Here is a 20,263-nt window from a genome sequence, read left to right as displayed (position 1 = left end):
CTATGGCTTGCGACGTTTGCGTTCTGTTCTTGCTTCTTAATCTCCAATTTACCTTAGCCTTCCATGCAAAAAGATTTGATCATTAATGTGGCACCAACGGGCATGGTTCCGAACAAAGAGATGTCGCCACATGTCCCGCTCACTCCCAAAGAAATTGCAGCTGATGTGATCGCTTGCGTGGATGAGGGCGCTTCGATCGCCCATTTGCATGGTCGCGATGAACAAGGCCAACCCACCTCCGAACCGCGCATTGTGGCTGATATCATCGAGCGTATTCGCCACGAAAAGCCAGAGGTGATCATTACTTTGACGACCAGCGGTCGACGGGCGCAAGAGTTCGAACAGCGTGCTCAGAGTTTGCTTTTAGATGGTGACGTGAAGCCTGATATGGCAAGTCTCACTTTAGGTTCCATGAACTTCGCGACCGAAGCGAGTCTTAATGCGCCATCGATGATCATGCGATTAGCTGAGTTAATGCTAGAAAAAGACATCAAACCAGAACTCGAAGTATTTGATTTGGGAATGGTTCATTTCGCTCATGTTTTAATTGAAAAAGGTTTACTGAAGCCGCCATATTATTTCAATCTTTTACTCGGCAATGTCGCGACCGCCCAAGCCAAGTTACTACATCTCGGCATGATGGTGAATGAGTTACCGGAAGGTGCGGTGTGGGCTGTTGCGGGACTCGGGCGTTTTCAACATCAGGCGAATGCTTTGGGAATCGTTGCGGCCGACGGCGTTAGAGTGGGCTTGGAAGATAATCTTTGGTTCGACGATCAACGCCAACGATTAGCGACCAATCCGGATCTGGTGCGTCGGGTTGCCCAACAAGCGACGGCAATGGGGCGTCAAGCGGCGTCTGCGCAATCAGTTCGAGAGCGGCTTCAATTACGTCAATGCTAAGGGGAAGAGCGGTCGTGAGAAATCTAGTTATTTTTGGTGCGAGCAATATCCTTTCCGATATATTCGATTGCGCTATCGCCAACCAACTCCACATTAAGAGTGTGGTGTTGCATCACGCTGAGGCAGTGGGAGAGCGCGACCGTTCCGTGCAAGAACGCATCGCTGATTTGCAGGTTTTTGGGCAGACCCCACAGCTCCTTTCTTTCGAAGAATTTCAACCTCAAGCAGATGAGCTTTACATTCTCGGTCCGACCACGCCACAACGTTCGGTACTCGCTTCTGAATTAGTGCAACGGTTTGGCTTGAAATTTACGACCTTGATTCACCCAACGGCTTATGTTTCTCCGCTCGCCAAACTAGGTCAAGGTGTCTTTATCGGCGCTAATAGTGTGATTGGGCCTGGAGTGCATTTGGACCAGCATGTTTTTGTGAATCGTGGTGTTACGGTAGGACATGACACGCGTGTTGGCGCCTTTTCAAGGTTGCAGCCTGGCTGCAATCTCGGTGGACTGTCCGTCATTGGCGAAGCCGTTACGGTAGGGATTGGTGCTACCTTGATTGAACGTTTGGTGATTGGCGATCACGCATTCCTCGGTGCAGGTGCAGTTGTTACGGGCGATGTGGCCTATAACTCACTTGTGGTCGGTGTACCAGCCAAGTTCAAGAAATTGGTGAATCAAGACCTTTAGCGTCGGCGCTAGGGCCATCGTCGATATTCTTTGAGAATCGAAGCAGGGCGTTCTGCTTGGCCTGCTGAATGGCTAATTGCAAGCGTGGCGCTGCATTGCTGAGGCTAAGATTCTGATCGAACATTTCTTTTAATTGAGCACCGAACTTGATTCGATCGTCGTGGCTATGAATCAAGTGCGTCAGTAAATCAAAGTAGGCCTGATCCGAGTCGACCGCATGTTCTAGTAGCTTATCGCCGCCATCTGTCTCGCTATAACAGAGTACCGGTAATGAAAATGCCATCGCTTCAGCAACACTAAATCCACCACCGACCCGACGAGGGTTGACGTAAATATCGGCGGTTGCAAGGTGTTCGCCAACATTCGGCGTAAAAGGAATCGCGGTGATTCTCTCATTCGCTGCCGCTAGCACTTCGGGTAGTACACCTTGCCCACCAATCAATTTCCATTCCAGCTGTGGATGTGATTCCATTAGGGCTAGCATTTTTTTCGCCCATTCGTCTCTGATTTCAACAGCTAGGCGTGAACCTACAGTGATGAGTACGACTTTCGATGTGGGGGCTTTCGTCTTGAGGCCCTCGGCTTGAGCTGGCAGCTTAATACGATTGGGATAGTGGAAAGCCGTCGTGTTGGTAAATTGCGCGGTACGTAAATGTTTTTCATTCGCCGCTAACCAGAGGTCTGAATGACCCAATGGCGCATTGGAATTGGTGTTGAGTGCAAGAGTAGGAAAGATCTGAAAAAGAAACTCGATGAGTGGAGAACTATCACCAACGAAGAAAATCAGTGACGGCGAAAATTCAATCATCTTGCTAATAATCTGTTCGTACCGTGTCAACAATGACAGGGATGAGGTAGTGATGGTGACGTCTAGGCTCTGATTGAATTCTGCATCGTGCTGGAGCTTCGAATCGAATGGCCAATTGACCAAATAGCCGCTGTTGCTGAGATAGTGACTGCTCTGAGGGATGTCGAGTTCTTGTGCACTAAATACATGAACTTCGTAGCCGAGTCTTTTTAGAAGATGGGCGTGATCGAATAACAAGGTTGTTGGCGGGTGACGGCCATCATTAATTTGCATGGAATAGACCGCGATGCGCTTTGAGTTGAGATTAAGTTCAACTTTTGTTTTGAGTTTGATGGCGTCTGTCGCGAGTTTGAGCAACTGTGGGAATTGCAATTGTTCGGCTCGTGTATTGAGTCCGTGATTGGCGTTGGCTTCGTAAATCGAGACCGCATTTTCGAAGTTTAGAAAAGCCATGATGCGATCGACGTTGACAGGTCGCAGCCCAAGTAATGCGATGGCAGCATCTCGCTTCCATTTTTCCTGATCTAAGATATGCGCTAAGAAAACACCTCGATAGAAACCAATCAGCCCTGTTTGAGGAATCTGTGTACAAATTTTCTCGACGACTAAAGTTTTGAATGAGAGATCATTCGAATTGATGTATTGCTTGTGTAGCTGATCCCAATGCGGACGTGTGAGCGGATCCAATAGTAATTGCCGAAGCGAGTCGAGGGCGTGAATATTAATGTGTTTCATGTCGGGGCGTGTGGCGCGCCAATTTTTGGAAATGGCAAGCGCTCCTTAGTTGACTCGCCGGCGAGTCTAACGTGTGTTGTGGCTGTTCGCGCCATTGTTTCTTTGCCGAACTTCGATACAAAAACGCCCGCGCGATGCGGGCGTTTTTGTTTGGGATTGAGAATGAATAAATTCAATCTCAAGAATTGCCCAAAGCAATATGTTAGTCGTTCTCGATTAGGAGAGGTGACCAGAAATGAGTTTAGTCATTTCAAACATAGAGACTTGTTTCTTGCCACCGAAGACGGCTTTCAACTTGTCATCTGCGTTGATATTGCGTTTGTTTGCTTCATCTTGCAGCTTGTGCTTTTTGATGTATTCCCACACTTTCTTGGTCACTTCTGTACGTGGCATTGGAGCCGCGCCGATGACTGCTGCCAAGACTGGAGAAATCGTCATTGGTTTCATGAAAGCTGCATTTGGCTTACGAGCTGCCGCTGGCTTTTTCGCTGCTGCTGGTTTTTTTGCTGCTGGCTTAGCTGCTGCCTTCGCTGGCTTCGCTGCAGGTTTTGCTGCTGCTTTAGCTGGCTTTGCTGCTGGCTTCGCTGCTGCTTTTGCTACAGGTTTTTTAGCTGCCGGTTTAGCTGCTGCTTTCGCGGCAGGTTTTTTTGCTGCTGGTTTTGCTGCTGCTTTTTTTGGTGCTGTTGCCATATTGAGGCTCCTTCACAATTGTCTTGAAAATGCGCCATTTCACGCAGTGCTAATAGTGGTGCGGTTTATCGTGGCTTGCAAGTGTTTTTTTTTGGTTTTTGCAAAAAAATTGTGAGAAATCACCGCGAACCCCATTTTCAGAGGGAAAAATGTCGTTTTTCCTCTGCAGAATCGAGAAAAAAAGGTGAAGGCTACGTCGCAAAAATCGGGGAGTCACGCACGAGTAAAAACGAAATTTGTTGAGTCAGCGCTGGTCAAGTGACGCTATGCGATCGAGTCTGTAAACGAAAGATGGTCGCAGCGCCAAGAAATAGGGTGACAACTTGCAGGTAGAAATCCAATTTTTGGGGATGCAGTACGAGTCGGTTCCCATATCAAAACTAGAGTATTGCGAGGACAAACGAAGAAGCAATGCACTCTTCAATAATTTTCGAAAAGCGACTCAGTTTGGATGTGCACTACAGAAAACAGCAAATCGATTTACCGTCAGGAATTCAATGATAGGGACGCGGTGCGCTTTTGAAATGATGATGTGATGAGGCTCTACAAAGAAAACAGCAAATCGATTTACCATCAGAAATTCAATTATAGAGATGCAGTGCGATTCGTTTCCCGCAGCAATACTGGAGTATTGCGAGGATAAACGAAGAAGCAATGCATTCTTAAATGATTTTCGAAAAGCGACTCAGTTTGGATGTGCACTACAGAAAACAGCAAATCGATTTACCATCAGAAATTCAATGATAGGGATGCAGTGCGATTCGTTTCCCGCAGCAATACTAGAGTATTGCGAGGATAAGCGAAGAAGCAATGCGCCCTAGCATTGGATTTATGAGGGTAAATCAACGCATCATGCCTTTCAGGCCCCGCATCATCTTCATCATGCCACCACCTTTGAGTTTCTTCATCATGCTTTGCATTTGTTCGAACTGCGCCAGCATGCGATTCACTTCTTGAATTTGAACGCCAGCACCGGCGGCGATACGACGTTTGCGTGAGGCTTTAATCAGTTCAGGTTTGCTGCGTTCCAATGGTGTCATGGAGTTGATGATGCCTTCCATGCGGCGCATATTTTTTTCTGCATTCTCCATGTTGGCGCCCGATGCTGCTTGTTGGAACTGTGCCGGCAATTTGTCCATCAAGCTCGATAAGCTGCCCATGTTTTTCATCTGCGCCAGTTGCGCTTTGAAATCGTTCATATCGAACTTGCCACCGACTTTGATTTTTTCAGCGAGACCTTTGGCCGCTTCGATATCCATGCCTTTTTGTGCGGATTCGACCAAGGCCAAAATATCGCCCATGCCCAAAATACGATTGGCCATGCGGGTCGGATCGAAGGCTTCCAAGCCATCGAGTTTTTCCGATACACCAGCGAATTTGATCGGCTTACCGGTCACATGCCGCACCGACAATGCGGCACCACCACGCGAATCACCATCGAGCTTGGTCAACACTACACCGGTCAATGGCAAGGCATCATTGAAGGCCTTTGCCGTATTGACCGCATCTTGACCCAACATGGCGTCAACCACGAACAGTGTTTCGATCGGTTTTACCGCAGCGTGAACTTCGGCAATTTCTTTCATCATGGCTTCGTCGATACCGAGTCGACCTGCAGTATCGATGATCAGCACTTCGTGATGATGCTTCTTGGCCCAGTCGAGCGCCGCGAGCGCAATCGCTACTGGCTTGTCGTTGACTGTGGTTGGGAAAAAGTCTGCGCCTGCTTGAGCCGTGACGGTTTCGAGCTGACCGATCGCCGCTGGACGATAAACGTCGGCAGAAACAGTGAGTACTTTTTTCTTCTTATTTTCGCGCAAGAAGCGGGCGAGCTTACCCACTGTCGTCGTTTTACCTGCGCCCTGCAAACCCGCCATCAAGATGATCGCTGGTGGTTGCGTCGCAAAGTTGAGTTCGGCCGCTTGTTCACCAAGATCGGCGCCGATTAGCGATGCCAATTCTTTTTGTACCACACCGACCAAGGCTTGCCCTGGTGTTAGTGAGCCGATGACTTCTTCACCCATGGCTTTTTCTTTGACGCGGGCAATCAGTTCGCGCACAGCTGGCAAAGCCACGTCCGCTTCGAGTAATGCCATACGTACTTCACGTAACATTTCAGCGGTATTGGATTCCGTGAGGCGGGCCTCGCCACGCATGGTCTTGACGACTTTGGCTAAGCGTTGGGTGAGATTGTCGAGCATAGTGAACCTTCAAAATGGTGGTGACTGAGCCACTGCGGAGATGCTTTGGTTTTCCTGCAGGCATCCGATAGTTGGGGCTGAAGTCAGGAATGATCAATCGCATGGCTTTCAAATAAGCCGCTATTTTACTCGAAAAGGCGGGGTGTTTTCCCTCTGCAGCGGGCTTTGCCAGTAGGATTCGGGCTGAATCATCCGAAATCTGCGCCGAATCGACCTGAAGATGGGTTTTCTGCGATGATGCTGAGTAAAATTTTTATAGCAAGAAATAAAAAGGCCACCGCCTTGTGAAAGGCGATGGCCTGCTCAGAAATGACCCGATGGTCGTACTTATTCTGCGTTCATTTCTTTTAACAGATTGTCTGCTTTGTCGACGTGTTTCATCTGCCACAGCATGTAACGCAAATCGACTTGAATCGAGCGGCTTGATGCTTTGTTGTAGTCCCAATCAGCAATGATGGAGTCCAAGGTACCGTCGAATGCTAAACCGATGAATTCGCCTTTGGCGTTCAAAGCGGCAGAGCCGGAGTTACCACCAGTGATGTCCAAAGTCGCTAAGTAATTGACTGGAACTGTTTTCAAAGCTGGATCAACATACTTGCCGAAATCTTTGGCTTTAATCGCTGCCAATTGGTTTGCTGGCGCATTGAATTCGCCTGTTCCAGTCGCTTTAGCTGCAACGCCTTTGACTGTGGTGAAAGCGGTCCAAGTCGTGCCGTCAGCGCCGAATGGGCGGCTAGCAACTTTACCAAAGGTCACACGCAAAGTGCTATTGGCATCAGGGTAGACAGCTTGGCCTTTGCTCTTCATGTAGGCGATTTTTGCCTTCATATAGCTTGCATAGGCTTTTTGCATGCTGCCAGCAGTTTCTTGATCTGCCATTTCGCGTTTCATGCCCTCGTCGTACATTGCAACAGCAGCTTTGATGAAGCTATCATTGCTTGCCTTGAAGTCGTCAACGGATTTGTTGAGCCAAGCTGCGCGGAAAGCCTTGTCACCAAATTGGCTGCCAGCGTACATCGTATCTAACAAGGCTTTCAATTGGTCTTTGCTCATACCGTCTTTGATACCCATGGCGCTATCAAAGTTCGCATTGCGTTCTGCAGCTGGTGCGGCTGCATACTTCACTAAACTATTGAGCACTAAGGCTTTGTCGACTTTCTCGTCATAGCTACGTTCTACGCCATCGATACTGGCTTTGAAGCGTGGCAAATCGCGATCTTGGAAACCAGCGCGACGTTCTGCATTTGGCTTAGTACGTTCTTGTGCCAAACGATACAGAGTGCGTGCCGTCGACAAGAAGCGTGGATAAGAAGAAGCTAAATAAGATTCTTTCTTAGCCGTTGCATCACGCTTGGCGTAGATTTCTTCGATTTTTTCGATGTCCGCAGCAAACTCAGCTTTGGTTTTTGGATTGGAATTTACCCAAGCTTTTAAGTCAGCATGTTCTTTGGACTTGCGTGGCAAGATGTCGCTGTCAGCATAACTATCAAGCATGCCTTGACGATTCTTGTAATAGTTATTGATGTTCGCAACCATGCCTGCGTACTTCAAAGCAGCATCTTTATTGTCTTTGGTTTCGGCGGCAATAATCGCGAGAGTTTCTGCAGAGTTCTTGACGAAATTCGGATACTCAAAGTCAAACGTGTAAGCAATTTCAGAAGGTAAACGATGACGATTCGTACGGCCTGGATAGCCCAATACCATCACAAAATCGCCTTCTTTCAAACCATCTTTAGCTAATTTTAAGAAGTGCTTTGGAACGTATGGCACGTTGTCTTTGCTGAATTCTGCTGGCTTACCATCTTTGCTGACATAGGCGCGGTAGAAACCATAGTCACCTGTGTGACGTGGCCACATCCAGTTATCGGTGTCGCCACCAAATTTACCTACGCCTTCAGCAGGGGCATGCACCAAACGGACATCTTTGATTTCCATTTGTTTGATCAAATAGAATTCCAAGCCACCGTAGAAAGTCGGAATGCTGCAACGGAAACCTGCTTCCTTTTCACATGCGGCGATCATACTTTTTTGATTCTTTTCGATCGCATCCATGCGCGCTTTGCCGGTCAACTTTGCAACATCTGCGCTGATAATTTTGTCACTGACGTTGGTCACATCGGTGGTGACGTAAATGCGCGAGCCTGGCGCAGCTGGTACTTCTTCCGCTAAGGTCTTGGCCAAGAAACCATTAGCCAAGTAGTTATGTTCTGGTGTAGAGGCGCGCGCCACGCTGTCATACACACAGTGGTGGTTGGTAGCGACCAAACCTTGTGGTGAAACGAATGAGGCAGAGCAGCCGCCGAGACTAACGATGGCGCCCATTGGGAATTCGGTGAGTTTTGTCAAACTCGATGGATCGAGTTTGAGGCCAGCCGCTTTCAATTGTTTAGCGATTTGCGGCAATTGTTGTGGCATCCACATACCTTCGTCGGCATGTGCGGTAGCACCAAGGGTCGCCAGTGCTGCCAAAGCGAAAAGTGATTTTTTCATGGTCGTTCCTAAAAGGAAAATGAATCTGTTATTTTTTTCCGAAGCTGGAATGCATCAAGTGCCCACTTGTTTTATAAAAAAGAAAGCTCAGTGATACCGCCATGATTCGGGTGCAGGAAGTATCCCGATCGAAGCCTTGATCGTCAAGTGGCTAGATCAGGTCATCAGCGGAAATATGAAAATATCTTGATCTGGTGTTGTAATTGATCGGCGCCCCAAGCTAATCGCCCTTAAAAAGTTTCCTTGTGGATTTATTCTGTATCAATACCTCATTGAACTTCACTGAACTTATGTCGCGAATCGAACAGAATGTTTCAGCAACATAGTGTAAACTTAGATCATGTTATTTCAGATCTCATTACTTACCGCTGCGCTCTACGTGGGCTGCAGTTTCATTTCTGGCTCGCGCAAGTGGCTAGCGCTCGGCTTGACCTCGATTGCATGGGCGCTGCACGGTTTGGTGTTGGGTGGCAGCTTATATGAAGGCGATGCCTTACGGATTGGCTTCGCCACCATGTGGTCGGCTGCAATTTGGGTGTCCACCTTGGTTTTTTTGGTGGAGAATCGCAATCTTTCATTGGACGGTTTGCGTCTGCTCGTGTTGCCGCAAGCGGCGCTGACCATTGTTTTGCTGCTGGTATTTCCTGGTAGTTTGATTCCTTTGCATGATAAGACCGCGATGTTCCCATGGCACGTGGGAATCGCCTTACTCGCTTACAGTACGCTGAGTATTGCAGCGATTCATGCCTTAGTGATGTATGTGCAAGACAAACATTTACATCGTCTCAGTGCTAACGCAGAGCAAGGGTGGTTGGCGAAAGCCTTAGACCGCTTACCGGCTTTATTAAAGATGGAATCCCTGCTGTTTATTTTGGTAACAGTGGGTTTTATCTTGTTGAGCTTAACGGTTTTGTCGGGCGTGGTTTTCTCTGAGCAGGTGCTGGGTGTGGCGTTTCGCTGGGATCACAAGACGATTTTGTCTTTACTTTCGTGGCTGTTGTTTGCCATCTTGTTGATCGGGCGCCAGTGGCGCGGCTGGCGAGGTAAAGCGGTATTGCGTATGACTTTGTTTGGCTTCCTGTTTTTGCTGCTCGCTTATGTTGGTAGTCGATTTGTCCTTGAGGTTTTATTGCACCGGAGTTTGGCATGAGACTATTGATGTGGCTGGCCTTGGCCGTCTTAGTGTACTTAGCACTGCGAAAGCAAACGCAGCGCCAAGCAAAAGAAACTAAATCGCAAAGCACAGCAGCGCCGAGTGGTGGCGAACAAATGCTACCGTGTGCGGTTTGCCAAGTTTTTATTCCGGAATCCGAAGCGATCATTCGCCACGGTCAAGCTTATTGTTGCAATGACCACGCAGATCGCGCGCAATGATACGTTCGAGTCTCAACTTCGCTTCGCAGGCGCCTATACAAATTAGTGCGAGCTTCTGGCGCTCGCTGCAGACCTTCAATGTATCGCGAGTTCTGATTGCGCTAATTCTGATCACCTATTTAAGCGTGAAATCAAGTCGCGATGTGTGGCAGTTTGATCAGGCATCTTTGCTCGGAATCACCGCAACCTACCTAGTCTTGTCGATCGGCTTTGTGATTCTAAAAGCGCGCTGGACTAAACGCTTTATGCTGCAGCTTGTGATGCAAGTGAGCATCGACCTCATTATTATTTCCACACTGTATGTGGGCGCCGGAGGCAGCAAGAGTGGCCTCGTCATTCTTTATCTTTTTCCTCTGGCGGGTGCAGGGATATTAGGCTCGCTGTTGGTCGCCCTCAGTTTTGTGTCTGCAGTCTCGTTGTTCCTGTTATTTGTGAATGCTTATCAAGTTTTGCAGAGTGAGGATAGCCATCTTATTTCGCAAGCCGGCTTATATGGAGCTTCCTATTTCGCCGTGGTCTATGTTCTCAACCGGTTGGCAAGAAACTTGATTGGGCAGGAAGAACTGGCACGCAAACGCGGTTTTGAATTGTCGTTGCAGCAGTCGATGAATCGCACCATCATTGCTGATATGGATGATGGCGTGTTGGTCTTAGACCAGAATGGGAATGTGTTCGAGGCCAATCCAGCGGCAGAGCGCCTATTGGGATTGGAGCATCACGAGTATGCATCGACGGGACCATTGAGAATTCGCGACATCAGTTATCTGAGCCCGATCGTTGATGAAATGGATAAGTGGAAAGCAGGCCATGATCCTCATACAACGGCTTGGCTACGTAATGAAGGTGCCTCCTTTGTCGTTTTGCGCCACCAAAATCGAATCAATTCAAGTGAAGAATCATACGCAGAGGAGGCGCCTGATACAGGGACTCATTTGAAGTTGCGTTTTGTCTCCATCGACGAAGACGCAATGGAAAATAACGATGGTCTCACGACGCCGCGCACCATTGTTTTTATACAAAATGTTTCTGATATCGAGAACCAGGCGCAGCAGTTGAAATTGGCGTCAATGGGGCGTCTTACAGCGAGTATTGCGCACGAAGTACGTAATCCGCTTTCGTCAATTTCGTACGCAACTTCCTTAATGAGTGAAGATGTTCACAACGAAGCACAATCGCGCCGTCTCTTGAAAATCGTCGAAGATAATGTGACTCGTTTGAATAAACTGATCGAAGATATTCTGAAACTATCACGTAAGGCGCAAGCGAATTTAGAACCAGTTTATCTGGTGAACGCCTTAGAGGAAATCGTACAAGAATTTGTCGAGACTCGTGGCATCGCGCCGGACACGATTCTGTTGCAAGACGATGGCCATTTTTATGTGCGCTTTGATCCAGATCATTTGCACGAAGTGATTACAAACCTCCTGTCGAACGCTGTGCGTTACGCGAGCGGCAAAGCGCACTGTATTCGTTTAGTGATGAAAATTAGTTCAAGTGGTCGTCGTGAACTGCATATCCAAGATGACGGACCGGGTATCTCGGCGACCGTGCGATCTCATTTGTTCGAGCCGTTCTACACTACTTCGAGTAAAGGGACTGGTCTAGGCTTGTATATGGCGCGCGAGTTGTGCTTAAATAATCACGCAGTTTTGGATTATGAATACCGTAACGATGACACGGTCATTCTTGACTTCACGCCCGGTGGGCGCTTCGTGATCAACTTCTCAACCAGTGAAAAAACATGAGTTCAGCTGAAACGCCAAGTTCGCCACGTATCCTTGTGATCGATGACGAGGCTCATTTGCGTGAGCTTTTGGAAATGACGCTGATCAAAATGGGGCTGGATGTAGATAGCGCCGAATCGCTCGAGCAGGCCCGCAATTTTCTAGGCAAGACTAGCTACTCATTAGTTTTGACGGATATGCGATTGCCGGACGGTTCTGGTCTCGAGATGGTTGAGCTAATTAACGCGCAATACAAAAATATCCCAGTGGCTGTGATTACGGCGTTCGGTAGCGCTGATAACGCGGTGATCGCCCTCAAAGCGGGCGCTTTCGATTACGTCTCGAAGCCGGTCGCACTCGATCAACTGCGTAAATTGGTGCGTTCCGCTGTACAGATGAACACGGTGAAAGCGCCTCCAGCAACTGTGGTCGTAGAAAAGCCTGCTAGCCCATCATTTTTGATCGGTAGTTCTCCAGGTATCGAAAATGTACGAGCACAGATTGGGCGCTTGGCACGAAGTATGGCTCCAGTCATTATTACCGGTGAATCTGGTAGCGGTAAGGAGTTAGCAGCGCGGGAGATACATCGTCATAGCGCGCGCAACGACAAACCTTTTATTGCGGTCAACTGCGGCGCTATTCCAGAAGCGTTGATGGAAGCGGAGTTCTTCGGATATCGCAAAGGCGCTTTTACTGGCGCTAATGATGATAGAGATGGTTTCTTTCAGGCGGCGAATGGCGGTACGCTGATGTTGGATGAGGTCGCTGATTTGCCACTTGCTATGCAGGTCAAGCTGTTGCGTGCGATTCAAGAGCGCCGCGTGCGGAAGGTTGGTGCAACCAATGAAGAAGCGGTTGATGTCCGTATCCTCAGCGCGACCCATCAAAATTTAGCAGATTGCGTGACGGCCGGTAAGTTTCGCCAAGACTTGTATTATCGACTTAATGTGATTGAGTTGATCTTGCCACCGTTACGGCAACGCCTAGATGACGTGGAAGAGTTGGCAGGAGCGATTTTGCAAAAGCTGACCAACCCGACTTATCCGATTAGTTTAAGCAAGGATGCTTTGGATGCACTGCGTTGCTATGATTTTCCAGGCAATGTACGTGAGCTCGAAAATATCCTTGAACGTGCCGCAGCATTTGCTGAGCAAGGTGTCATTGACGTGATCGATTTGGGTTTGCGCCCAGGCTCTGCCACATCGCCGCAACTCGTGACGCCAACGCGCTTAATCGAGTCACCTGTGAATATTGATTCTGATGTGTACCTAAAACCAGAGTTCCCGTTTAGTTTGCCTGAGTATCTGGAAAGTGTGGAACGAGATTTGATTCAAGCAGCCCTCAAGCAGACCCATAATAATCGTACGCAAGCCGCCGACCTTCTTGGGGTCAGTTTTCGACAACTGCGCTACACCATCCAGAAGCTGAAAATCTCGGATCAATAATGGCGGCTGAAGACACGCCTTCCTGCGTTTCATAGCTTTCTCAATTCTATTTTTGATAAAAGGCCAAACACTAGATCTAGTGTCTGTGGGCGGCTATTTTGCAAAATTGTCGCTAAATATAGTATCTAATTTACGACATGGGAATTTTCTTTTGAGTGAAATTTTCTCTAGCTGCCTAGTATTTGAGCAGTTCATGTTAGTGCCCACTCACATGCCTATTCGCATGCTTTTGAGGCCTGTTCAAAGTCAAACACTTCATCGCGCTCGTGTGAAAAAAAAGACGGGAGTAAGTGTTAAAAAGCGGTTGCCAGCTAAAGTTCGGGGCACTAGAATTAGTGCAAATAAAAATAATCGCACTAGATATAGTGGTTTGAGAAAGTTTCTCCCGGTTATTTTTTCTGGTATCGACAGCCTCAAAATGGATTCCTAAGCTTTGCTGAGACAAGACTTGGAGCAAGTGACGAGGTGCGACGATCACCAAAATTTCTCGTTGTTGAAGTGATGATTTACCGTGGTCTGGATGCTTAAATTGAGCTGCGAAATTGAGTCGCTGCTTAGTTCGGCATCAAACAAGGCATTCTGTAGTACCGCTTTCATACGTAAGGATAGAGCGATTTCTTTGACGTATGAAGAGTTATATCGCAGCACAAACATCGCAACACCGTCATATTAATAAGACCCTGAACTTGGAGGCGAAATGCACTCTTCTATCGATACAACATCAACTCAAGCATATGATCCAGCCGCAGCGTTTGCGAGTATCTCTGGCCAGGCGCCGACGCCAACCGCAAGCTATAGCGATTACCGCGTGATTCGTCGTAACGGCGCGGTGGTCGGCTTTGAACCATCAAAGATCGCGATCGCGGTCACAAAAGCTTTCTTGGCAGTGAATGGCGGTCAAGGCGCGGCATCCGCACGGATTCGTGAGTTGGTTGAACAATTGACTGGAAGCGTGGTCAACGCTTTGATGCGTCGTCAACCAGCGGGCGGCACTTTCCACATTGAAGATATTCAAGACCAAGTTGAATTGGCATTGATGCGTTCTGGCGAACATGATGTGGCTCGCGCTTATGTTTTGTATCGTGCAAAACGCATGGAAGAGCGTCGCCAACAATTGGAAGCACAAGCGGCTGGTAAACAAGACGCGTCGGTACCACAAATTCACGTGATCGTTGACGGTCACCCACAACTGTTGAATGTGGCGCAAGTGCGCAACATGATTAGTGCAGCTTGCTTGGGTTTGGATAAATTAGTTGACGCAGAAGCGATCTTGGTTGAAACCTTGAAGAATTTGTACGACGGCGTTCCTGTCGAAGAATTGCATAAGTCTGCGATATTGGCAGCACGTGCGTTGATGGAGAAAGAGCCAGCGTACAGCCAAGTGACTGCGCGTTTGTTGTTGCACACGGTTCGTAAAGAAGTGTTTGGTCGTGAAGTGGCTCAGCAAGATGCGGCTGCAGAATATGTCGAATACTTCCCGAAATTCGTGAAGAAGGGTATTGAAGCTGGTTTGCTCGATTCCCGTTTAGCTCAATATGATCTGAAGAAATTGGCGAATGCCTTGGTCAGCGATCGTGACTTGCAGTTCGGCTACCTCGGTTTGCAAACTTTGTATGACCGCTATTTCTTACACGTTCGCGATATTCGTATCGAAATGCCGCAGGCGTTCTACATGCGCGTCGCGATGGGTTTGGCTTTGAATGAAATTGATCGTGAAGCACGTGCAATTGAGTTCTATAACTTGTTGTCGACCTTCGACTTCATGAGCTCGACACCAACCCTCTTTAATAGTGGGACACAACGTTCGCAATTGTCGTCTTGCTATTTGACCACAGTGGCCGATGACCTCGATGGCATTTACGAAGCAATTAAAGAAAATGCTTTACTGGCGAAGTATGCCGGTGGTTTGGGTAATGACTGGACACCAGTGCGCTCACTTGGTGCGCACATCAAAGGTACCAACGGTAAGTCTCAAGGTGTGGTGCCATTCTTAAAAGTTGTGAATGACACAGCGGTGGCGGTTAACCAAGGTGGTAAACGTAAAGGTGCGGTCTGCGCTTACCTCGAAACTTGGCACATGGACGTCGAAGAATTTTTGGAATTGCGTAAGAACACCGGTGATGACCGTCGTCGTACGCATGATATGAATACGTCGAACTGGATTCCAGACTTGTTCATGAAGCGCGTCATGGAAAAAGGCGAATGGACCTTGTTCTCACCATCCGATGTCCCTGATTTGCACGATAAATTCGGTAAGTCCTTCGAAGAAGCCTACACCGCTTACGAAGAAAAAGCGGCGCGTGGTGAAATCAAATTGTTTAAAAAGGTCGCCGCTCTCGACTTGTGGCGCAAGATGTTGTCGATGCTGTTTGAAACTGGTCACCCATGGATCACATTCAAAGATCCATGCAATATCCGTTCTCCACAACAGCACGTTGGTGTCGTTCACAGCTCCAATTTGTGTACAGAAATCACATTGAATACCAACGACAGCGAGATCGCTGTATGTAATTTGGGTTCAGTGAACATGCCTGCGCACATGAAAGATGGCAAGCTCGATCATGAAAAACTCAAGCGTACGATCACCACGGCGATGCGTATGTTGGACAACGTGATCGATATTAACTACTACGCAGTGAAAAAAGCACGCGATTCCAACTTGCGTCATCGTCCAGTTGGTTTGGGCATCATGGGCTTCCAAGATTGCTTACACATTATGCGTGTGCCGTATGCAAGCCAAGAAGCGGTCAACTTCGCTGATACATCGATGGAAGCAGTGTGCTACTACGCCTACTTGGCTTCGACTGAGTTGGCGCAAGAACGTGGTCGTTATAGTTCTTACACAGGTTCTTTGTGGGATCGCGGCATCTTGCCACAGGATTCTGTTCGTTTGTTATTGCAAGAGCGTGGTGGCTATTTGGAAGTTGATAGTTCTGAAACCATGGATTGGTCTATCGTTCGCGAGCGTATCAAACAATACGGTATGCGTAACTCGAACTGCGTAGCGATCGCTCCAACAGCGACCATCTCTAATATTATTGGTGTGTCCGCTTGTATCGAACCAACTTACCAAAACTTGTATGTGAAATCGAATTTGTCTGGCGAATTCACGGAAATTAACGAGTACTTGGTGCGTGACTTGAAAGAGCGCGGCTTGTGGGATGACGTGATGATCTCCGATTTGAAGTACTTCGACGGTAGTTTGGCGAAGATCGACCGCATCCCTGACGACTTGCGTCAACTCTACGCAACGGCATTCGAAGTGAGTCCAACCTGGTTGGTTGAAGCAGCTTCACGTCGTCAAAAGTGGATCGATCAAGCACAGTCTTTGAATATCTACATGGCTGGTGCATCCGGTAAGAAGCTCGATGAGACTTATAAATTGGCGTGGTTGCGTGGCTTGAAAACGACTTACTACTTGCGTACCATCGGTGCGACCCACACTGAAAAGTCGACCACCAAGACGGGTGCGTTGAATGCGGTGGCAGTGGATGGCGGCTCTGGTGGCTATGCGGCGGCAGCCGAAGCGGCAGTGCCAGTCGCAGCAGCACCAGCGATCGTGGAAGGTGCAGCATGCTATTTGCGTCCAGGTGATCCAGGTTTTGAAGAGTGCGAGGCTTGCCAATAAGACCGGTAAGCAGACTAGCAAGTAGACTGACTTCTGAGGGCTCTCGCTAAAGTCAGTCTGCAAATTTAGTCTGCAAACTCAGCGAACGATAAGCTTGGTTGTTTGTGAGGTGGTGGGCTCGGTGTTTGATGTGACGCAAAAGCGCCGAGCTGCAAACCACCGAAAATATCGAGCGATGTGATCTTACGCTGAAGACGAAATCGATTTTGAAGCCGATTTAATAAAAGTTAACAATTACAGTAGTGACGATGGTCGCTATGCTCGAAGTGAAGTCTAGCTGAGGTAATACATCGGCGTTTTGAGACTTCGAGTTAGAAACGAAAAGGAAACAATATGCTATCTTGGGATGATGAAGTCGCTCCAGCAGCACCAGCTCCAGCGCCGCGCGTAACACCAGCAGCAGCGCCGAGCGCATTCGATGCGACTCGTTTGCAAACGCAAGACGTCGCGCTCAATCCAGCTTTGGTGACTAAGCCGACCGTGGTCAGCGAGGCCGATATGGCACGCCGCGTCAACGCAGCGGACAAGCGCATCATTAATGGTCAGACTGACGTGAACCAGCTCGTACCATTTAAATATAAGTGGGCTTGGGACAAATATTTGGCGGGCTGCGCGAATCACTGGATGCCACAAGAGATCAATATGCAACGCGACATCGAGCTTTGGAAAAATCCAAATGGCTTGAGTGAAGATGAACGTCGTTTGGTGAAGCGCAATCTCGGCTTCTTCGTGACGGCAGACTCTCTCGCGGCGAACAATATTGTGCTCGGTACTTATCGTCACATTACAGCACCAGAATGCCGCCAATACTTGTTGCGCCAAGCATTCGAAGAGGCGATTCATACGCATGCTTATCAGTACATCGTTGAATCCTTGGGCTTGGATGAATCTGAAATTTTCAATGCGTATCACGAGATCGAATCGATTCGCGACAAGGATCAGTTCTTGATTCCATTCATTGATGTCTTAACGAACCCAGAGTTCAAAACAGGTACGCTCGAAGCAGATCAAACGCTGTTGCGTTCTTTGATTGTCTTCGCGTGTTTGATGGAAGGCTTGTTCTTCTATGTGGGCTTCACTCAGATCCTCGCACTCGGTCGTCAGAATAAAATGATGGGTGCCGCAGAACAGTATCAATACATCTTGCGTGATGAATCCATGCACTGCAATTTCGGAATTGATTTGATCAACACGATCAAAATGGAGAACCCACATTTGTGGACCGCTGCATTCCGCGAAGAGATTAAATCGTTGTTTTTGCGTGCCGTAGAGTTGGAATATCGTTACGCAGAGGATACAATGCCGCGAGGAGTGCTCGGTTTGAACGCGCCAATGTTCAAAGGCTATTTACGATTCATCGCAAATCGTCGAGCACAACAAATTGGACTTGACGTTTTGTTCCCACAAGAAGAAAATCCGTTCCCGTGGATGAGCGAGATGATCGATCTGAAAAAAGAACGTAATTTCTTTGAGACGCGTGTCATCGAATATCAAACAGGTGGTGCACTCAATTGGGAATAAAAGGTGCTGATGTCAAAAGTGTTCAGGACATCCATCGCCAAGCGATGAAAATGAAATGCGGTGCTTGAACAAGAAAGGCTTCGCGAAATTGAATGAACTTAACTGACTCATTCGAACTGATAAAAAATAAGCGCGAACCCGGCGAGGCTGGGTCTCGCGCATTTGTGTTTTTCAAATCTACGCCTACACTGGTAGAAATGTGATCGAATTCCAGCACGCTCTTTTGTGATTCAAGGATGTCCGAAGAGAGTGTTAATGGTGGCTGTTGTCAAAAATCGTTAAGGTCTGTTCGTTGTAAATAAGAATAAGGGACAAACGACAAAGCCATTTAATAGCGACGAAAGGTAGTGGACGTCGCTTGTGGTGCCGAATTCATTAGCGCAACCAGACTTCATGTTTGTGCCGATGAATAATCCGCTTGCGAAAATTTGAGCGGATTTTAACTTTAATATGATTTTTTTCCGACTAACGTGAAGGAGAAACAAAATGGCAACAGCACCAGAAGCCAAGAAAGTAGCTGCGGCAAAGCCGGCAGCGAAACCAGCGGCTAAGAAAGCAGCAGCTAAGCCTGCGGCAAAAGCGGCAGCTAAACCAGCAGCTAAACCAGCAGCGAAAAAAGCGGCAGCTAAACCAGCAGCGAAGAAAGCAGCAGCTAAACCAGCAGCTAAGCCAGCAGCGAAGAAAGCAGCAGCTAAACCAGCAGCTAAGCCAGCAGCGAAGAAAGCAGCAGCTAAACCAGCAGCTAAACCAGCAGCGAAGAAAGCAGCAGCTAAACCAGCAGCTAAACCAGCAGTGAAGAAAGCAGCAGCAAAGCCAGCAGCTAAACCAGCAGCGAAGAAGGCAGCAGCTAAACCAGCGGCTAAACCAGCAGCGAAGAAAGCAGCAGCTAAACCAGCAGCGAAGAAAGCAGCAGCGAAGCCAGCAGCTAAACCAGCAGCAAAGAAAGCAGCAGCGAAGCCAGCAGCTAAACCAGCAGCAAAAAAAGCAGCAGCTAAACCAGCAGCGAAGAAAGCAGCAGCTAAACCAGCAGCAAAGAAAGCAGCAGCTAAACCAGCAGCTAAGCCAGCCGCTAAAAAAGCAGTAGCTAAGCCAGCAGCGAAAAAGGCCGCAGCTAAACCTGCAGCTAAGCCAGCAGCAAAAAAAGCGGCGGCTAAGCCAGCCGCAAAAAAGGCCGCTCCTGCAGCGAAACCAGCAGCAAAGAAACCAGCAGCTAAAAAAGCAGCAGCTAAGCCAGCAGCAGCTCCTGCCGCAGTAGCTGCGCCAGCGGAAGCCAAGACAGTAGTCAGCCCAACAGCGGCTTGGCCATTCCCAACTGGTACACGTCCAGCATAATTTTCTTGCTTGGACGCCTGGTGTTATTCAGGCACAATACCCACTGTGTGTTTATCACCCAGTGGGTTTTTTTTTGAGGATTGACTATGTTGTTCGAAATACTGTCCCTGATCATAAGCGCAGTAGCGGGAGTATTAGCAGGTTTTCTTTTGCTGAGATTTTGGATGCAGGCCTTACGAGTCAGACCACCAATGAGTTTCGCACATTCGATTTTTCAGCTGACGGACTGGATTGTGAAACCGATTCGCCGCATCGTGCCCGGCTTTCTTGGGTTTGACTGGGCAAGTGTGGTTGCGGCTTGGTTGGTAGCGGTGCTTGCGAGTGTCTTCCTATTATTGTTAGCGAACCAGTTTGCGTGGCCGTGGGTGTTTCTACTGGCTTTTCACAAATTAGTGCAGTGGGCGATTTTTGGATTGATGGGGCTTTTGATTCTTGAGGTGATCTTCAGCTTTGTGAATCCGCACGCGCCATTGGCGCCCTTGGTCAGTGCTCTCAACGCACCGTTCTTGGCACCGATTCGCCGCATTATTCCCGCGATTGGTGGTTTTGATTTTAGCGTCTTGGTTGCCTTCATTATCCTGCAAGTACTGGAACGCGGATTGGCACGTCTGTTAGCTTACCTTTCCATCATATTAATGTAATGTTATTGTAGTCGCATTGTTGATCATCTGCGTTGATCAAGAACGCGGCTTCGTTTTAAGAGCGGCCACATCATTAATCCCA

General features: G+C 48.2%; 14 protein-coding genes. 10 read left to right on the top strand and 4 right to left on the bottom strand.

Translation table 11 applies throughout. The annotated features are described in order from the left end of the window. Window positions 1–63: 63 nt before the first annotated feature. Entirely contained in the window at window positions 64–903 is an 840-nt protein-coding gene (locus RF679_RS14720; RefSeq protein WP_309481383.1) for a beta-keto acid cleavage family enzyme, read from the top strand. A gap of 14 nt (window positions 904–917) precedes the next feature. Continuing rightward, window positions 918–1,592, top strand: coding sequence for an acetyltransferase (locus tag RF679_RS14715; RefSeq protein ID WP_309481382.1), 675 nt, complete (start codon window positions 918–920; stop codon window positions 1,590–1,592). On the opposite strand, the gene RF679_RS14710 is transcribed toward RF679_RS14715, so the two are convergent. From RF679_RS14710 to RF679_RS14695, 4 genes are all read right to left on the bottom strand, one after another. Then, window positions 1,564–3,135 (bottom strand): glycosyltransferase, encoded by a 1,572-nt coding sequence (locus RF679_RS14710; protein WP_309481381.1) that lies wholly within the window; start codon window positions 3,133–3,135, stop codon window positions 1,564–1,566. The genes RF679_RS14715 and RF679_RS14710 overlap by 29 nt on opposite strands. A gap of 216 nt (window positions 3,136–3,351) precedes the next feature. Next, the gene (locus tag RF679_RS14705; RefSeq protein ID WP_309481380.1) at window positions 3,352–3,825 is read right to left on the bottom strand and encodes an SWIB/MDM2 domain-containing protein; all 474 of its coding nucleotides are present in this window, start codon (window positions 3,823–3,825) and stop codon (window positions 3,352–3,354) included. 842 nt (window positions 3,826–4,667) lie between these two features. Beyond that, window positions 4,668–6,026, bottom strand: a complete 1,359-nt coding sequence (gene ffh / locus RF679_RS14700; RefSeq protein ID WP_309481379.1) for a signal recognition particle protein — start codon at window positions 6,024–6,026, stop codon at window positions 4,668–4,670. 327 nt (window positions 6,027–6,353) lie between these two features. After that, window positions 6,354–8,516 (bottom strand): S46 family peptidase, encoded by a 2,163-nt coding sequence (locus RF679_RS14695; RefSeq protein WP_309481378.1) that lies wholly within the window; start codon window positions 8,514–8,516, stop codon window positions 6,354–6,356. A gap of 340 nt (window positions 8,517–8,856) precedes the next feature. On the opposite strand from RF679_RS14695, the gene RF679_RS14690 reads away from it, so the two are divergent. The 8 genes from RF679_RS14690 to RF679_RS14655 all read left to right on the top strand — a co-directional run bounded on the left by RF679_RS14690 (window position 8,857) and on the right by RF679_RS14655 (window position 20,181). Then, a complete protein-coding gene (locus RF679_RS14690) occupies window positions 8,857–9,666 on the top strand; it encodes a cytochrome C assembly family protein (RefSeq protein WP_309481377.1) in 810 nt (269 codons plus the stop codon). Further along, entirely contained in the window at window positions 9,663–9,890 is a 228-nt protein-coding gene (locus RF679_RS14685) for a PP0621 family protein (RefSeq protein ID WP_309481376.1), read from the top strand. Before RF679_RS14690 ends, RF679_RS14685 begins: the two co-directional genes overlap by 4 nt. Further along, the gene (locus tag RF679_RS14680) at window positions 9,887–11,635 is read left to right on the top strand and encodes a two-component system sensor histidine kinase NtrB (RefSeq protein WP_309481375.1); all 1,749 of its coding nucleotides are present in this window, start codon (window positions 9,887–9,889) and stop codon (window positions 11,633–11,635) included. Before RF679_RS14685 ends, RF679_RS14680 begins: the two co-directional genes overlap by 4 nt. Then, on the top strand, window positions 11,632–13,059 hold the full coding sequence (locus RF679_RS14675; protein WP_309481374.1) for a sigma-54-dependent transcriptional regulator: 1,428 nt from the start codon (window positions 11,632–11,634) through the stop codon (window positions 13,057–13,059). Before RF679_RS14680 ends, RF679_RS14675 begins: the two co-directional genes overlap by 4 nt. Before the next feature lie 697 nt (window positions 13,060–13,756). Next, on the top strand, window positions 13,757–16,687 hold the full coding sequence (locus RF679_RS14670) for a ribonucleoside-diphosphate reductase subunit alpha (protein ID WP_309481373.1): 2,931 nt from the start codon (window positions 13,757–13,759) through the stop codon (window positions 16,685–16,687). A gap of 333 nt (window positions 16,688–17,020) precedes the next feature. Further along, window positions 17,021–18,208, top strand: a complete 1,188-nt coding sequence (locus RF679_RS14665; protein ID WP_309481372.1) for a ribonucleotide-diphosphate reductase subunit beta — start codon at window positions 17,021–17,023, stop codon at window positions 18,206–18,208. Window positions 18,209–18,694: 486 nt separating this feature from the next. Further along, entirely contained in the window at window positions 18,695–19,540 is an 846-nt protein-coding gene (locus RF679_RS14660) for a hypothetical protein (protein WP_309481371.1), read from the top strand. Between the two features lie 86 nt (window positions 19,541–19,626). Then, entirely contained in the window at window positions 19,627–20,181 is a 555-nt protein-coding gene (locus RF679_RS14655) for a YggT family protein (protein ID WP_309481370.1), read from the top strand. The last annotated feature ends 82 nt before the right edge of the window (window positions 20,182–20,263 follow it).

The organism is Undibacterium cyanobacteriorum (assembly GCF_031326225.1).
GTDB lineage: Bacteria > Pseudomonadota > Gammaproteobacteria > Burkholderiales > Burkholderiaceae_D > Undibacterium > Undibacterium cyanobacteriorum.
This window is presented reverse-complemented; position numbering and strand designations above follow the sequence as displayed.

Coding starts and splice junctions, on each gene's coding strand:
- RF679_RS14720 (WP_309481383.1), top strand. CDS start 64: ATGCAAAAAGATTTGATCATTAATGTGGCACCAACGGGCATGGTTCCG.
- RF679_RS14710 (WP_309481381.1), bottom strand. CDS start 3,135: ATGAAACACATTAATATTCACGCCCTCGACTCGCTTCGGCAATTACTA.
- RF679_RS14705 (WP_309481380.1), bottom strand. CDS start 3,825: ATGGCAACAGCACCAAAAAAAGCAGCAGCAAAACCAGCAGCAAAAAAA.
- ffh (WP_309481379.1), bottom strand. CDS start 6,026: ATGCTCGACAATCTCACCCAACGCTTAGCCAAAGTCGTCAAGACCATG.
- RF679_RS14695 (WP_309481378.1), bottom strand. CDS start 8,516: ATGAAAAAATCACTTTTCGCTTTGGCAGCACTGGCGACCCTTGGTGCT.
- RF679_RS14690 (WP_309481377.1), top strand. CDS start 8,857: ATGTTATTTCAGATCTCATTACTTACCGCTGCGCTCTACGTGGGCTGC.
- RF679_RS14685 (WP_309481376.1), top strand. CDS start 9,663: ATGAGACTATTGATGTGGCTGGCCTTGGCCGTCTTAGTGTACTTAGCA.
- RF679_RS14680 (WP_309481375.1), top strand. CDS start 9,887: ATGATACGTTCGAGTCTCAACTTCGCTTCGCAGGCGCCTATACAAATT.
- RF679_RS14675 (WP_309481374.1), top strand. CDS start 11,632: ATGAGTTCAGCTGAAACGCCAAGTTCGCCACGTATCCTTGTGATCGAT.
- RF679_RS14670 (WP_309481373.1), top strand. CDS start 13,757: ATGCACTCTTCTATCGATACAACATCAACTCAAGCATATGATCCAGCC.
- RF679_RS14665 (WP_309481372.1), top strand. CDS start 17,021: ATGCTATCTTGGGATGATGAAGTCGCTCCAGCAGCACCAGCTCCAGCG.
- RF679_RS14660 (WP_309481371.1), top strand. CDS start 18,695: ATGGCAACAGCACCAGAAGCCAAGAAAGTAGCTGCGGCAAAGCCGGCA.
- RF679_RS14655 (WP_309481370.1), top strand. CDS start 19,627: ATGTTGTTCGAAATACTGTCCCTGATCATAAGCGCAGTAGCGGGAGTA.